This is a genomic window from Syntrophorhabdaceae bacterium (assembly GCA_035541755.1).
Classification (GTDB): domain Bacteria; phylum Desulfobacterota; class Syntrophorhabdia; order Syntrophorhabdales; family Syntrophorhabdaceae; genus PNOF01.
Map to the genome: position 1 here is coordinate 1 of DATKMQ010000121.1, position 14,904 is coordinate 14,904.

14 protein-coding genes are annotated in these 14,904 nt (G+C 50.2%); 12 read left to right on the plus strand and 2 right to left on the minus strand.

The window, feature by feature from the left end; genetic code table 11:
* Positions 1 to 438: outer membrane beta-barrel protein (locus VMT62_12290; protein ID HVN97199.1), on the minus strand; the 438-nt coding region annotated here is incomplete at its 3' end.
* 279 nt (positions 439 to 717) lie between these two features.
* Between VMT62_12290 and VMT62_12295 the strand changes: the two genes are divergently transcribed.
* Positions 718 to 1,725 (plus strand): MBL fold metallo-hydrolase, encoded by a 1,008-nt coding sequence (locus VMT62_12295; protein ID HVN97200.1) that lies wholly within the window; start codon positions 718 to 720, stop codon positions 1,723 to 1,725.
* 53 nt (positions 1,726 to 1,778) lie between these two features.
* On the opposite strand, the gene VMT62_12300 is transcribed toward VMT62_12295, so the two are convergent.
* Positions 1,779 to 2,381, minus strand: coding sequence for a TetR/AcrR family transcriptional regulator (locus VMT62_12300; protein HVN97201.1), 603 nt, complete (start codon positions 2,379 to 2,381; stop codon positions 1,779 to 1,781).
* Positions 2,382 to 2,555: 174 nt separating this feature from the next.
* Between VMT62_12300 and VMT62_12305 the strand changes: the two genes are divergently transcribed.
* From VMT62_12305 to VMT62_12355, 11 genes are all read left to right on the plus strand, one after another.
* Positions 2,556 to 3,647 (plus strand): (Fe-S)-binding protein, encoded by a 1,092-nt coding sequence (locus VMT62_12305; GenBank protein HVN97202.1) that lies wholly within the window; start codon positions 2,556 to 2,558, stop codon positions 3,645 to 3,647.
* 1 nt (position 3,648) lies between these two features.
* Positions 3,649 to 4,428, plus strand: a complete 780-nt coding sequence (locus VMT62_12310; GenBank protein ID HVN97203.1) for an electron transfer flavoprotein subunit beta/FixA family protein — start codon at positions 3,649 to 3,651, stop codon at positions 4,426 to 4,428.
* The gene (locus tag VMT62_12315) at positions 4,425 to 5,366 is read left to right on the plus strand and encodes an electron transfer flavoprotein subunit alpha/FixB family protein (protein ID HVN97204.1); all 942 of its coding nucleotides are present in this window, start codon (positions 4,425 to 4,427) and stop codon (positions 5,364 to 5,366) included. The genes VMT62_12310 and VMT62_12315 overlap by 4 nt, the downstream gene beginning before the upstream one ends.
* The gene (locus VMT62_12320; GenBank protein HVN97205.1) at positions 5,363 to 8,104 is read left to right on the plus strand and encodes an FAD-dependent oxidoreductase; all 2,742 of its coding nucleotides are present in this window, start codon (positions 5,363 to 5,365) and stop codon (positions 8,102 to 8,104) included. Before VMT62_12315 ends, VMT62_12320 begins: the two co-directional genes overlap by 4 nt.
* Positions 8,105 to 8,237: 133 nt before the next feature.
* Positions 8,238 to 9,911: a CoB--CoM heterodisulfide reductase iron-sulfur subunit A family protein gene (locus tag VMT62_12325; protein ID HVN97206.1), complete on the plus strand. Its 1,674-nt coding sequence runs from the start codon at positions 8,238 to 8,240 to the stop codon at positions 9,909 to 9,911.
* Positions 9,912 to 9,971: 60 nt separating this feature from the next.
* Positions 9,972 to 10,391 carry a hydrogenase iron-sulfur subunit gene (locus VMT62_12330; GenBank protein ID HVN97207.1) on the plus strand — a complete coding sequence of 140 codons (420 nt, stop codon included), beginning with the start codon at positions 9,972 to 9,974 and terminating at the stop codon, positions 10,389 to 10,391.
* Positions 10,372 to 11,382 (plus strand): 4Fe-4S dicluster domain-containing protein, encoded by a 1,011-nt coding sequence (locus VMT62_12335; GenBank protein ID HVN97208.1) that lies wholly within the window; start codon positions 10,372 to 10,374, stop codon positions 11,380 to 11,382. Before VMT62_12330 ends, VMT62_12335 begins: the two co-directional genes overlap by 20 nt.
* Positions 11,383 to 11,439: 57 nt before the next feature.
* Positions 11,440 to 11,940: a (Fe-S)-binding protein gene (locus tag VMT62_12340; GenBank protein ID HVN97209.1), complete on the plus strand. Its 501-nt coding sequence runs from the start codon at positions 11,440 to 11,442 to the stop codon at positions 11,938 to 11,940.
* Positions 11,941 to 11,942: 2 nt separating this feature from the next.
* The gene (locus tag VMT62_12345) at positions 11,943 to 12,623 is read left to right on the plus strand and encodes a heterodisulfide reductase-related iron-sulfur binding cluster (GenBank protein ID HVN97210.1); all 681 of its coding nucleotides are present in this window, start codon (positions 11,943 to 11,945) and stop codon (positions 12,621 to 12,623) included.
* Positions 12,620 to 14,365, plus strand: a complete 1,746-nt coding sequence (locus VMT62_12350) for an FAD-dependent oxidoreductase (GenBank protein ID HVN97211.1) — start codon at positions 12,620 to 12,622, stop codon at positions 14,363 to 14,365. The genes VMT62_12345 and VMT62_12350 overlap by 4 nt, the downstream gene beginning before the upstream one ends.
* Before the next feature lie 157 nt (positions 14,366 to 14,522).
* Positions 14,523 to 14,702, plus strand: coding sequence for a twin-arginine translocase TatA/TatE family subunit (locus VMT62_12355; protein HVN97212.1), 180 nt, complete (start codon positions 14,523 to 14,525; stop codon positions 14,700 to 14,702).
* The last annotated feature ends 202 nt before the right edge of the window (positions 14,703 to 14,904 follow it).

Genomic DNA, 14,904 nt, shown 5'->3' on the forward strand with positions numbered 1-14,904 from the left:
CAACGTGCTTTCCGCGTGGACGTAATAGCCGCCTCCGCCTGCGAGGCCATATATCTCAAACTGATCATCAAGGGGCAGGATTCCTTTGATGGCCACAGTCAGCGGTATAGCATACATCTCGTCCTTCTCTGAGGCTGCAAGCCCACCAAGAACTCCGTCCTGTCTTCCGTCGGCCCCAAAATAGCCGCTGCCGATTTCGAAGGCCCAATTTTCATGAAAGCGGTATCCATAAGCAAATTCTCCGCTGAAACCGGTGTCCAGGTTATCGACATCGCCCTGGGGATAGAAGATGCCGGCTTTTAGCACCAGATAGCTCTGGTGAACTTGTCCTGATGAATCCTTATCCTGCTTTGGAGCGGGTTGCTGAGCATAGACTACTTGTGAAATTAAGACGAGAAAGAACAAGACTAGAAGCGCCAAACCAAGCTTTTTACCCATGATTCCCCTCCTAATGTTTTCGCACCCTCATGGCTAGCGAGCTTCACGTGATGTAGTTGGATGTGTAGCCAAATATTATAAAAATAATGTGAAAATGTCCATAAAAAACAAAAAAGCATTGGACCCGATAACTCCCTTGTCGCGACCGGGGTTTTGGCTGTATTCAAGGGCTCACGCTTGTTTTTTCGCTGCCAGAGAAGGCGTGCAATCTTTTCAATCATGCGCACGCTTGACAGACGGGCAGAATATTTGGGATATTGAGAAACGGACGATAATTCGATGATCGAGGAAATTCTACGTAATCTATATAGGATCGAAATCCCCCTGCCAGACAGTCTCCTAAAATCCGTCAATTCCTACGTGATTAAGGATAATGATCGGGATCTGGTCGTGGATACCGGCATGCACAACGAGGCATCTCTCAACGCAATGCGGGCGGCCCACAAAAAACTTGACGTGGATCTCGGGAGATCAGATTTCTTTATTACTCACTTTCATATAGACCATTTCGGGCTCGTCCCTCGCCTGGCTCAAAATGAAACGGTTGTCTACATGAATGAATTAGAGAGGGAGAGTATTGAGAAGATACGATCTGGCGCCTTCACTGTGGAAATCAAGGATTTTCTGTGCCTGAGTGGTTTTCCTGAAAAGGACCCTGCAAGGATTCTGCGACGCGATGTGGAGCGCGAAATAGAGATGAAGACGCCTCTGCGATTTAGCTTTGTGCGAGACGCTGAAATGATCGAAAGGGGGGGGTATCGATTTGCCTGTGTAGTCACGCCGGGCCATAGCAGGGGCCATACGTGTCTATACGATGGAGAGCAGAAGATCCTTATCTCAGGAGATCATCTCCTGGGAGACATCACGCCGGGCATTCACGGAAGGGTGGACGGACAGAACCCGCTGAAGCAGTATTTGGAGAGCTTAGGCAGGCTTCACACCCTCAACGTTGACATTGTCCTGCCCGGCCACCGAAACCCCTTCAGAGGGTTTAGGAAGAGGATCGAAGAGATACAAACCCATCATCGGCAGAGAAATCAGGAAGTGCTTGCAATATTGCAGGAAAGAAGCGGGAATGCCTATGAAATAGCATCGCACATGACCTGGAATACAGATTGTGACTCCTGGGAGTGCCTTCCTCTGATGCAATCCTTTTTCGCGACCGGAGAGGCCTTCGCCCACCTGAGATATCTGGAAGAAGAAGGTCGGGTAAAGAGGAGAGTTCAAGGAAAGATCATTCTATTTTCGCTGGATGAACCATATGGGCGTAAAAAGGATAACGCCTGAAGAGTGTGAGAAACTAACCGATTGACCGGCCTCTGGGATCCGCGCATCGTACCCTACTTCATCACTATTCCATAGAGAATGATATTCCGATAGGTCCTCGCGAGCATAGGTCCGGGCATCTCGCTGCGGTTCATGTACCACTGGAGGAGTATGCCGTTGTGGATGGCGATGATGATATGGGCATTCAGTGATACGTCGAAGGTCTGGTCAAATAACCCCTCTTTCTTACCGGCCGTAAGCAGCGAGGATATGAAGGTGTGATATTTCTTGTACACAGATTTGATCTTCCGTTCCGCTGTCGTCTTACCCCCTGCCATCTCCGCAGCAAGAGTGACAAAGAGTACACAGAACTCCCCATGGTCCCGGGCATACTCGTTAATGAACTTGTGGTATTCCTTGAACTTGGTGAGGAAGGTACCTTCCATGGTTTTCATGTGGGCATAGAGCCTTTCGAGATTGTCACGGTCATATTTCTCTATGATCGTCTCCAGCAACTCGTCCTTACTCTTGAAGTACCAGTAGAAGGCCCCTTTGGTGATACCCACCGTATCGGTGATATGCTGGATTGACGTCCCCTTAAAGCCTGTCTTGAGAAACAATCTGATGCTTTCATCGATGATACGGTCTTTCATACTGAGCGATGATTTTGTCTTCACAGGTCTCCTCATTCCCAGGATAATAATATCACACGCCGGATACCGAGCACATACCCCATTATACCCTGTCCATGCCTTCTGTGAAAGATATTTATTGACATTCTATCTTTCTGTTTATATGATATGTACGATTGATATACTAAACGGTTAGTTATGTAATTGCAAGAGAATTTGATGAATCCAAGTGCAACGAGAACGCTCACATGCATCCAGTGCGGAAAATGTACGGGCAGTTGCCCTGAAGCCGGAAGAACGCCCTTCAATATACGCGTTATCATACGGAAAAAGCAGTTTCAGAAGGCACTGGAGGAGTCGCTACCCTGGTATTGCACATCCTGCGGTGCGTGTACGTTGAGGTGTCCGCGCGACGTAAAACCGTCAGAGGTGATTATTGAGGCGCGGTCTCAATTTGTGGAAGACGGGGAGATACCTACTTCGATTCAAAAGGCCCTTGAAAATACCTCCGTGCAAAAAAACCCCTGGGGGCGCTCCAGGGCGAAAAGAGGCGCCTGGCTCGATAAAATGGAAATTGAAATTCCCCGTGTGAGCGAAACAGCATCGAAGGTGCTTCTGTTTGCATGTTGTATTCAGGCATACGATCCCCGATGTATGGTGATACCTCAGAATGTGGCAAGGATACTCAAGAAAGGTGGTCTCGAGTTCGGGGTTCTCGGCGAAGAAGAGGCCTGTTGCGGCAACGAGATACGAAGGCTCGGCGAGTCGGGTCTGTTCGAAGAGCTTCAGGAAGAGAATATAGCGGCCTTTCAAGAATATGGCGTCAAAGAGATCATCACCCTTTCCCCTCACTGTATGAATGCGCTGAAAAGAGAATATGGAAATTCGGACATCAAAGTCCACCACTACAGCGAGGTGGTGGCGAAGATGATACAGGAGGGTGCGCTCATCCCGAGTGTGCCTTATGACAAGAAGGTCATCTACCACGACCCCTGCTTTTTGGGCAAGCAAAATGGCGTCTTCGATGAACCGAGGAACATATTGAAAGCTATAGAAGGCCTTGAGCTTGTCGAATTTGCAAGGTCGAGAGAGACGTCTCTCTGCTGCGAGGGCGGGGGCGGCAGGATGTTCTACGAAACGGAGAACTCCTCTCAGAGGAACAGCGAAGTCCGGGTTCTCGAAGCCATTGAAAAAGGCGCTGAGGTTATAGCCACGAGTTGCCCCTTCTGCGTCATGACCCTCGAAGACCCTGCAACGGAGAAGGGACAAACAGTCAAAGAACTGTCAGAAATCCTTATGGAGGTATTATGATATGAACCTTCTGGTATTTACAAAAAGGGTGCCGGCCGCGCAGGAAGAAGAGCTGCGCATAGTAGACGACGGAATGAGGGTCGAGCTTTCGAAAGTGCCTTTCAAAGTCAACGACTGGGACAATTATGCCGTTGAAGAGGCGGTACGGATCGCGGAAAGGTCGGGCGGGAGCGTAACGGCGGTTTCCATGGGCGATAGCGAATCCGACGAGGTGTTAAGAAGGGCAATCGCAATGGGCGCGCAAGAGGGATATCTCATCGAGACCGGAGAAACTATTCATGATCCGAATGCCAGGGCCACATTGATATATAATTTTCTGAAAAAAGAAGGACTAACGTACGACGCCATCTTTACCGGGGTGCAATCGGAAGACGACCAGTTCGCCGCGGTAGGAGGGCTTCTTGCGGCAAAACTGGGCCTGCCCTATTCGTCGATGGTGATCGGCATCGACGAATTTGAAAAGGAGCATGTGACTGCCCGTAGAGAACTCGAGGGGGGTCTTCAGGAGAGGGTGAAAATCAAGCTGCCCTGCGTTCTTTCCATACAGAGCGGTATCAATGAGCCCCGATATGTTTCGATTATGGGCGTGCGAAAGGCGTCCAAGGTGGAGCGCAAAGTTTTCAAGGCAGCCTCGTATTCTGAGAATGTGAACAACCGCATTGAAATCGAGCGGTGGGTTTATCCGCCGAAAAAAGGTGGGGCTACGATCCTTGCCGGTGAGCTCGATACGGTCTGCAAAGAACTTCTCGGAATTCTGAAGGAAAAGGGGGTCTACCAATGAGCTATGCATTGATTGTGGCAGAGACGCGGCGCGGGGTCTTCGAGGAGAGGAATCTGGACGCGGTAGGATTCTCTCATCTTCTTGGAAAGGACGGGGTTCTCCTTATTCCCGAAGGCGCCTACACGATAAATGAGAAGCTCGTGAGCGCGATCATCAAGGCAAACACGGAGGAGACGGCATTTCTCAATCCGCTCACCATGGTGAAGATTATTGAAAAGGTAATTCAGACGCGAGGGAAGCCGGAGGTGATTATCTTCACCTCATCCTCGACAGGCGGCGAGCAGGCGGCCTACACGGCGGGATATTTCGATCTGCCACTCATTACCGATGTGAGCGGCTTCGACCGGGAGAGATCGATCTTTTATAAAAGCTACTATTCGGACAAGATATTCGGAGAATTCCGTGCGGTCGGCCAGGGACCATATGTGCTGACGGTACGAAGCGGAAGTTTTAAGGAACACGTGGTTGAAAAGGAGACGTTTGCCGTAAAGGAGACCATAAGCGGTTTTGCGGTAAATGACGGGCGGGACTTCATGGAATACGTGGAGGAAGAAAAGGGCGAGATCGACATTACCAAGGCCGACTTTCTTCTGTCCGTGGGCCGAGGGATTGGCAGCAAAGACGAGATCCCGGAATATGAAGGCCTGGCTCTACTTTTGCGGGCGGTGCTTTCAGGATCGAGACCCGTTATCGACAAAATGTGGCTCCCCAAACCGAGGCAGGTGGGGACGTCCGGCAAAACCGTGAAACCCAAGGTATACCTGGCAATGGGTATAAGCGGGGCCTTTCAGCATATAGCAGGCATGAAGGATTCCGAATGCATCATCGCGGTGAATAAGGACCCTGAGGCCCCCATCTTTCAGTACGCCCATTTCGGCATCATCGGAGATATCCATAAGGTTCGGGACAAATTGAGGGATATTATCAACGGACCATGAAAGACCAGGAAGCAAAGGAAAGACATGTCCTTGTCATCGGTGGGGGTATCGGAGGAATAACGGCCGCTCTCGAGCTCGCGGCCTGCGGCGTTAAGGTGACGATGCTTGAAGAAGGCCCCTCTATAGGAGGCCGAATGATACAGCTCGATAAGACATTCCCCACGCTCGATTGTTCCACATGTACACTGTCGCCCAAAATGGTCGAAGTTGCCCTTGAGAAGAAGATAGAACTTCTCTCGTGGGCAAAGCCCGTGGGAATCAAGAAAGATGGAAAAGGGTTTACGGTTACCATCTTACAGAAAACACGCTATGTGGATATTGCGAAATGTAATGCCTGCGGCAGTTGTTCCCCGGGGTGTCCTGTGGTGATGAAGAGCGAATTCGATATGGGAACAGGCCCGAGAAAAGCTATTTATATACCCTTTCCTCAAGCCATACCTAATAAGGCAAGTATCGACAAACGCGAAGAGAGGCCCTGCAAGGCTGCGTGCGTCGATGCCTGTCCGGTTCATACGAACGTTTTAGGCTATCTGAAACATATTAGTGAAGGCAGGTTTCAGGACGCGTACATGCTCATCAGGGAGACAAATCCTTTTCCGTCGGTATGCGGCCGTGTCTGCTACGCCCCCTGTGAGGGAGTCTGCAACAGAGGCCAGCTTGATGATCCTCTGGCAATCAGAGACCTGAAGCGTTTTGCCGTCGACTCCTTTGATCTCAATTCCCTTGAAGGGCCGCAGGTGACAAAGACCGGCAAGAAAGTGGCCATCATGGGGGCCGGGCCGGCCGGGCTTGCATGCGCCCATGATTGCGCCATTGAGGGACATGATGTCGTTGTTTACGAAGCTCTTCCTGAGCCCGGTGGAATGCTTCGCTACGCCATTCCCGAATACAGGCTGCCTAAGGACGAATTAAGAAAAGAGATAAACTATATCGAAAGACTTGGGGTTACCATCAAATGCAATGTTGAAGTCGGAAAAGATATAACCCTCGATACATTGAGAAACGACTACGATGCCATCTTCATCGGCACGGGCGCACCGAAAGGCCTGAGCCTTGGAGTGGAAGGAGAAGGTTCCAAAGGCGTGATGGACGGAATTCAATTCCTCCGCGCCGTGAACAGCAAGGAGGCGATTAAAGTTGGAGCGAGCACGGCCATTATAGGCGGAGGTAATACGGCCATTGACTGTGCGAGGACGGCAAAGCGGCTTGGAAGCGAGAAGGTGAGTCTCATCTACCGAAGGACTCGTGACGAAATGCCTGCTGCAAGCGAGGAGATAGATGCGCTTTTACACGAAGGGATATCAATAGAGTTCCTGACGACTCCTGTCAAGTTTCATGCCGATTCGGGCACGGTGTCAAGTATGGAATGCATACGCATGGCATTGGGCGAATCCGACGCAAGCGGCCGGAGGAGTCCAATACCGATCAAGGATTCCGAGTTTACTTTGCCCGTTGATACGGTCATTACTGCCCTCAGCCAGGCTGTTGAGACCTCCTTTACGAGCGGTGTGGGCGTCACATTAGGAAAAAACAAAACCATAGGAATAGATGAGGCAACAGGGGCCACCAATATAGAAGGTGTATTTGCCGGTGGAGACGTTGTAACCGGGCCTGCCTACGTAATTGATGCTATCGCTGCAGGGCGGAAGGCTGCCCGCGCTATTAGTAAATATCTTAAAGGTGAAGGTATCGTCGCCGACGACATGGTGAAAAAGCCGGAGAAACTTTCCGATGAAGAGGCGTCTAACCTCGCAGCAAAGACAGTTCGTGCACAGCGTATACGTATGCCCGAGGAGCCGATTAATAAGAGGATCACTGATTTTTCTGAGGTAGCGCTCGGATATACTTCCGAGCAGGCGATGCTTGAGGCGTCACGATGCCTTGCCGGAAAAATCGAGGGATGCATTCAATGCGGAGAGTGCGAGAGAAGATGCGAAGTGAAAGCCATTGATCATACCATGAAGGACGAAATTATAGATATCCGTGTTGACAGTATCGTTCTCGCCCCGGGTTTTGATCTTTACGACCCAACGGAGAAAAAGGAACTGGGCTACGGAACACTCCCGGGTGTCCTGTCGGGCATAGAATTCGAACGTATCTGTTCGGTAACGGGACCCACGGGCGGCGATATTCTTCTCGCCGGAAGAACCCCGAAACGATTCTATTTTATCCAATGTGTCGGCTCAAGAGACCGCCAGAGCGGAACGCGTTACTGCTCACGGGTGTGCTGCATGTACACGGCAAAGCATGCCAGTATTACCAAAGAGCGAATACCGGACGCGCAGATTTATATCTCTTACATCGATGTGCGTGCTTACGGGAAAAACTATGAAGAGTTCTACAAGAGCACCCAGGAGAGCGGCGTCATCTACATAAGAGGTATCCCGGGAGAAATATCAAAGACAGACGAGGGCCTTCTCGTGCGCGTCGAAGATATGTTAAGCGGAGAAATGCGTGAGATCGAGGTCGACCTCGTTGTCCTTGCCACAGGAGTGAGACCGCGCAAACAGACAGAAGAACTCTGCAGGATCATGTCTGTAGAGAGGGACGAGTATGGTTTCATCAAGACCGATTCAGTGACCCCTTCGAAGACAAACGTGGAAGGTATCTTTACGTGCGGAATGGCCTCGGGCCCAAAGGATGTGCCCGACACAGTTGCATCCGGCGGAGAAGCGGCGTCGAGATGTATGGAATATATAACAAAAAGCGAACAGTTGATAGTGAATAGCGAACGGTGAGAAAGAAATGACAAAAAGTGAAGACAATTACGACATGATTCCATCAACCGGTGAACTGTTTTCTAACGACTACCCGCTTATTGTTGCTCTGGCTATTTGCTATTCACTAACGACTATTCACCGGTTTTAGAATATGAAAACAGGTATCTTCATCTGTCATTGCGGACATAACATCAAGCACACCGTGGATGTGAAGAAGGTAAGCCAGTATTTCAAGATGTTTCCCAATGTCATCGTCTCCGAGGATTATCCCTTTGTCTGTTCAGAGCCGGGACAGGCCCTCATTGAAGAGAGTATCACAAAACATGGCCTTGACCGGATCATTGTTGCCTCATGTACTCCTTCTCTTCACGGAGAGCTCTTCAAGGATGTATTGAGAAAATCGGAGCTTAACCCCTTTCTGCTTCGAAGAGTAAGCATACGGGAGCACTGTTCCTGGGTAGGTGATGATGTCGAAAAGAATACGAAAAAGGCCATAAAGCTGATAAAGGCAGGCATCTATTCATCGGCTCACTACGTTCCTCTGGAAGAAAAGAAAGTGGATGTGGTGAAATCGGCGCTTATCATAGGCGGCGGCGTGTCTGGCTTGAGCGCAGCTCTTTTCATCTCGCAGATGGGCATGCAGGTCTACCTGGTTGAGAAAGAGGCGGAGCTCGGAGGCCATGTGAAGGACCTCAAAGATGTATGGCCTTCGAGAACAGAGGGCAAAGCGATTATAGATGACATGGTCAATGAACTGAAGACCCGCGATAACGTGAGGATCTTTACCTCCGCAACGATCAGCAACTTTGAAGGCTTTTTCGGAAATTATCAGGCAACGCTTGATACTCCACAGGGAGAAGAGAAGATCACTGCGGGCGGAGTCATCGTGGCTATCGGCTTTTCGCCTTTCGATCCGTCCATGAAGCAAGAACTCAGTTACGGAAAGGATGAAAGGATCCTGACGACCATCGATTTTGAGGCGAGAAAGGACGCACTCGTTCTCCCCGACAAACCACGTGTGGCCATCATACATTGTGTAGGTTCGCGGGATGAACAGATTGGCAGACCCTACTGTTCAAGGATTTGTTGCATCAATGCGCTCCGAACAGGCGATGCCATAAAAGAAAGGTACGAAGACGCCTACGTTGAATCCTTTTATATGGACGTGAGGGCTCATCCGAAGGGTGGTGAAGAGTTCTTCGAAGATACCCAGCAAAAAGGTGTCCTTTTTACGCGCAGTAACATTCCCGAGATTATCCCCGGTCCCAGGAGCCTCATGCTGCGCGGAGAAGATACGCTCTTTGGAGAGGTTTTTGAAAGGGAGTTCGATCTTGTGGTACTTTCCGTGGGCATGTCGCCCCCCGTAGACAACAAGAGCATTGCTTCCCTTCTCAAAATCACACTCGATAAAGACAAATTCTTTCTGGAGGCCCATATCAAGTTGCGGCCATTTGACACGGCCGTAAAGGGTATATTTATCTCCGGGTCATGCTCGGGCCCGAAGGACATTGAGGAATCGATCAATCACGGAAGAGCGTCGGCCCTCAAATTATACGGTTTCCTCAATCTCGGCTACGCTTTTGTCGATCCCTTTATCTCATGGGTCGATCCAAAAAGGTGCAGCGGATGCAGGATGTGTGAGAGGGCATGTGTTGCCAAGGCAATTAAGTACGACGAAGAGAAAAGAGTGGCCCATGTCGAAGAGGCTGCCTGTATGGGATGTGGACTCTGCAATGCCACATGTCCTTCGTCTTCGATCACTCTCAAGGGACATGTCGACAGTGTTATCGATGATGAAATAGGCGCGCTCACAGAAGCAATATAGAGCTGGTGAATAGCGAGTAGTGAAGGACGGCGACTATTCGCGGAAGCTGATGGAGGTACGATGGCTGAAGACGCAAAGAAGACAAACCCCGAGATAGTAGGATTTGCATGCTCATTTTGTACGTTCAAGGCCTCAGAGATGGCAGGAAGTTTGAGGATGAAATACCCGGACGGCGTAAAGGTAATCCAGGTGCCCTGTTCGAGCAGGGTCGACCCGGCCTTTGTGATCAAGTCAATCCTTGAAGGCGCCGATGGCGCCTTTGTGGCCGGATGCCATCCCGGTGACTGTCACTTTATTAAGGGAAACTACTTTACAAGAAGGAAGATAGCCGCCTTGAAGGATATGTTTGACGCTTTTTCGATGAAAGACAAAGTGAGGCTCTTCTGGGTAAGCGCGGCTGAGGCGAGACGATTTGTAGAAAAGGTTACAGGTATGTACAACGACATAAAGGAAAAGAAAAATGCAGGGAAAACAAATTAAGAGCGGCGCCGTAGAGAGCGCACTCAATCAGTTCTTGCAGGACGAGCGCCACCTGGTATTTGGGTTTGAAAAGAGCGATGATGGTGTGAACCACAAGATATTCCAGAAGAAACTTAAGAATTTGTCTCTCTTCAATCCAACCTTTGGGGCCAATGGCGCGCTTTACCTCAGGCGTCTCTTCTCAAAGGCGTCACAAATTGTCCTCCTCCTGCGACCGTGCGAGATAAGGGCCTATACTGAACTGACGAAACTCACCCAAATTGAACGCGAGTCTGTGACCGCTGTTTCAATGGACTGTTTCGGTGCCCGTTCCCTAAAGGATGAGACCGAGGGGATACCGGTGGAAATGGACGGGATAAGGGATTACTTCAAAAATCCCGAGAAGATGCGTTGGGCGTGCAAAGTCTGCAGAGAAAGAAGAGGCGTCATGGGCGACGCAGGCTTGAGAATAGATGCGAAGGGCGAGTTCTGGGTGGTGCCCTACACTAAGAAAGGCGAGGCGCTTGTCTTACTCTTTGAAGGTGAACTCAGGGATGTCCCTAAAGATATGCTAATCGGCGAGAGCCCGAAGGCGGAGAAATTTCAGACCGATATGGCAAATTTCGCAAAGGACTTTTCGAAGTGCATTATGTGCAAGAACTGTCGCGATATGTGCCCGGTCTGCTACTGTATTGATTGCGTGTTTAACGGCGACGAATATCTTCCCAAGGGCGACGCGCTTCTCAATAAGATATTTCGTACGGGTGCGTTAGGCATGCCGCAGGGCAAAGACATGTTCCACCTGATCAGGATGTATCATGTGTCGCAGACCTGTGTGGCCTGCGGCGCATGTGAAGAGGCCTGTCCGCAGGGGATCGCCCTGACGAAGTATTTCAAGGGTATATCAGAGCGCCTCCAGGGCCTCTTTTCCTACATGTCGGGCAGGAGTTTTGATGAAGAGATACCTTACGTAAGCTTTGTTGAGGATGAGTTAAAGGAGTGGGAAGATTAGCGAGGAACGCTCGGACAGATTAGCCGGTTAGAACTGATGTAACAAGAAAGGATAGGCATGGAAGCAGGCTGGTCCGATAAGATAATAGAGCTAGCAGGGCACAAGAAGACGGAACTTTCCGTCTGTCTCGGATGCAAGATCTGTGCGTCCGTATGTACAGTGAATGATCTCGAGCAGAACGTTAATCCACAGGAACTGCTGGTGGACCTGTTTTTTGGGAAAGGGATAAACGTGGATCATCCTCTCGTGCGTTACTGCACAAACTGCTATCGTTGCGCAAGTGCCTGTCCCTGGCAGATCAGGATACCTGAAGTGGTCCGGGCGGTCAAGGAATCGCTCGGGATTGAATCCAGGTTCGAGAAGGCATTCAAGAAGTGTATCAACATCTGGGGCAGGGTATATGAGCCCTTTGTGGTCATATTGGCTGCGCCCGACCTTTTAAAGGGCGGTTACATAAAGTACATGCCGAAATGGTTAGGATACGCGGGATTGCATTTCCCTCATAAAGTTAAACGTTTAAACCGTTCGGGTAGTCTGAAGGACTCGGAGGGCAGATAGTAATGGAATACGGATATTATCCGGGTTGTTCTCTTACCGGCTCAGCGAAGAGGCTTGATCGCGGGGTGAGACAGATTTGCACGAAGCTTGGCCACACGCTTAGAGAGATACCGGACTGGAACTGCTGCGGCGCACTTGAGTATGGTGACAGACAAGAATTGATGAGCATATCCGGAGAAAACCTGACGAAAGCACAGGACGTCTATAAAGAGATCGTTGTGCCCTGCCCGGCTTGTTACAAGAACCTTAAGGATGCCGACTCGAACAAAGCTTTCACGATCCTCAGCCCACTGGAACTTCTCGACAAAGAAAACCTTTCACGGATAGAGCAAAAAGCGGATCTTAAGGGCGAGACCTTCTTCCCTTATTATGGCTGTCTTCTCATGAGGCCTGAAGCGAGCGCGATTAGGAATAAGAATATCATGGAGGAGATCATAACCGCATTCGGCGGCGATATTGACGGCGAGAAGATGAAGGACCGTTGCTGCGGGGGCAATCAACTGTTCCTCAATAAATGGGCCACCGAGAAGCTCTCAAAACTGATCCTCAACAAAACAAAAGGGACCGTCGTCGTCTTTTGCCCCTTTTGCCATATGGCAATGAAGACCTTCGCCGAAGGCAGGAAGGTTGTCTATCTGACGGATCTTTTGCTTTACGTCATGGGAGAGCGCAAATCCCTATGAATACGGTAATTATCGGCGGTGGTATAAGCGGTATATCGGCGGCAAAAGTCGCTCTCAAGGAAAACCATTCGGTAACGATTATCGAATCAGCTCAAGGGCCGGGCGGTACCATGGCGCGCATTGCCAACTGCCGCGTCGGCTTCAAAACCTTCTTCGATGAAATACGGGATAATCCCCGTCTTAACGTGATCTGTGAGGGTACCGTGAAGGCGGTGGATAAAAAGAATGCCGGTTTTGATATTACCCTCGAAGACGGCCGGTCGTTGAGTGCCGACAGGGTCATCATCGCCACAGGCCTTAGCCCTTACGACCCCGTGGAATATAAGAGCAAGAGGGTGCTTACCAGTCTCGAATATGACCAGGTCATTGACCAGCGCAATGGTGATCTTCCCGCGGATTTCAACAAAGTTGCCTTCGTCCTGTGCGTTGGTTCCAGGTCCAAGGAATATCCTCTTTGCTCGTCAGTCTGCTGTTCCTATACGCTGAGAGAGGTCAAGTGGACCCTTCAGCGCGCGAAACCGGAGCTAACCGTGTTCTACAACGATTTGAGATTCTTCGGCCAGGAATTCTATCTGGAGAAGCTTTACAGGGACGCCGGCGTGCGCTTTGTCCGGGCTAATTCGCGATACTTCGAAGAGGACGAGACCGGCGTTACTATGCGATACTACACAGGCGGAGAGCTGAAAGAAGAAAGATTCAACTACGTTGTCCTTGCCGTCGCGCTTCGTCCCAACCAGCAACTTGTTACAATAGCCAAGCTCTTCGGGTTCTCCCTCAATGAATATGGTTTCGTAAAAGAGAAGGAGCCGCTCACAACGGACGTTGATAGCGTGTACGTCTCGGGTGGCGCCCTCGAACCCATGAATATCAAGGATTCAATACTCACCGGTTTCGGCGCAGGCTTCCTTGCCGTGAAAGGAGCAGGTTTTCCTGCGGAGATCATACAACAGCACGAACGCCTTTACAAAGAAGAGACACCGGTGATTCCTAATCCTGACGGTAACGCTGCTTCGTGTCTTTTCTACCTCGGAACAGAAGATCCGGGTGCAGCTATGTTTTACGAGTTTGTTTCCCCGAAATTCATAGCAATGGCGCGGGACTTCAAAAAAGCAGGCAAGACCGTCTACGTGCTTACCAAGAATATGGTCATGCCTTCCTACGGCGAGTTTGATTATGAGGAAGCGCGACGGGAAGGTATAATATTCATTCATCTCGAAGAAGGCGAGACGGTAGCCTTTGATACGGGCAAAGCGCGTATCACCGGGCTCAGACGGGAACTTGATCTGCCGGCGGAAACCATTATCCGCTTCGACGATTACAAGGATATTTTCAAGGATAAAGAAATACTCTCCGTCTACCGGTCCGAGCCGCAGCTTCGCTGGTCTCCGACGAAGTGGGGGAGAAAAAGATATCATGCAGGTTTCATCAGACATCCGCGCGATGAACGCTGGGAACCGAGAGAGATCTTGGGTGCCCTCGGTGAGATGATGCTTGATGTTGAAGAGGATAGGGTCCTGCCCGAAGTGAATGAGGAACGTTGCAGTGGCTGTGGGTCCTGTAAGGACGCCTGTCCTCATAGCGCCATAGAGATAGTTACCAGGGAAAAAATGCTCGCCATTTTCGGGCCTCAGATCACAACGGGTGTGCCTGTCGCCCACATAAAAGACGATACCTGTGTGGGGTGCGGGGTCTGCGCATCGACCTGTCCGTCGGACGTGATCAGCTATCCGGAAACAAGATAAATCGTTTGCACTGGAACACTCTTGCGATAAGACCCGCGCGCAAGCGCCCTCAATCCCTGTCTATCCGCTGTGAATATCGCAAGAGTCATGCACAACAATCCCTCCAGCTTTACTTTAGGGCAAAAGAAGATGTATACTTACTAAGGAGGTGCGGGTAATGTTTGGTCTTGGAATGCCAGAACTCATCGTTATACTGGTCATCGTATTCCTCTTGTTCGGGGCCAAAAAGCTCCCGGAGATTGCCTCGGGCCTGGGCAAATCGATCAAGAGTTTCAAAAAAGCAATGGAAGAGCCCGATAAGAACGAAGACGACCATAAGAACCAGAAACAGGCCTAAGGCAGATTGCCCTAAGAATGACCGCTTATTAAATTCTGCCCCCAATATCTATTTGCAAGCGATATGGGGCGGCCCTCAATCAGAACCGCTTCTCAGCGCATCGTACCCTACTTCATCACTATTCCATAGAGAATGATATTCCGATAGGTCCTCGCGAGCATAGGTCCGGGCATCTCGCTGCGGTTCATGTACCACTGGAGGA

What these genes read in the sequence shown, in the direction of transcription:
- VMT62_12320 (HVN97205.1), top strand. Translation starts at nt 5,363, where the DNA reads ATGAAAGACCAGGAAGCAAAGGAAAGACATGTCCTTGTCATCGGTGGG.
- VMT62_12330 (HVN97207.1), top strand. Translation starts at nt 9,972, where the DNA reads ATGGCTGAAGACGCAAAGAAGACAAACCCCGAGATAGTAGGATTTGCA.
- VMT62_12355 (HVN97212.1), top strand. Translation starts at nt 14,523, where the DNA reads ATGTTTGGTCTTGGAATGCCAGAACTCATCGTTATACTGGTCATCGTA.
- VMT62_12340 (HVN97209.1), top strand. Translation starts at nt 11,440, where the DNA reads ATGGAAGCAGGCTGGTCCGATAAGATAATAGAGCTAGCAGGGCACAAG.
- VMT62_12325 (HVN97206.1), top strand. Translation starts at nt 8,238, where the DNA reads ATGAAAACAGGTATCTTCATCTGTCATTGCGGACATAACATCAAGCAC.
- VMT62_12315 (HVN97204.1), top strand. Translation starts at nt 4,425, where the DNA reads ATGAGCTATGCATTGATTGTGGCAGAGACGCGGCGCGGGGTCTTCGAG.
- VMT62_12295 (HVN97200.1), top strand. Translation starts at nt 718, where the DNA reads ATGATCGAGGAAATTCTACGTAATCTATATAGGATCGAAATCCCCCTG.
- VMT62_12350 (HVN97211.1), top strand. Translation starts at nt 12,620, where the DNA reads ATGAATACGGTAATTATCGGCGGTGGTATAAGCGGTATATCGGCGGCA.
- VMT62_12335 (HVN97208.1), top strand. Translation starts at nt 10,372, where the DNA reads ATGCAGGGAAAACAAATTAAGAGCGGCGCCGTAGAGAGCGCACTCAAT.
- VMT62_12345 (HVN97210.1), top strand. Translation starts at nt 11,943, where the DNA reads ATGGAATACGGATATTATCCGGGTTGTTCTCTTACCGGCTCAGCGAAG.
- VMT62_12305 (HVN97202.1), top strand. Translation starts at nt 2,556, where the DNA reads ATGAATCCAAGTGCAACGAGAACGCTCACATGCATCCAGTGCGGAAAA.
- VMT62_12310 (HVN97203.1), top strand. Translation starts at nt 3,649, where the DNA reads ATGAACCTTCTGGTATTTACAAAAAGGGTGCCGGCCGCGCAGGAAGAA.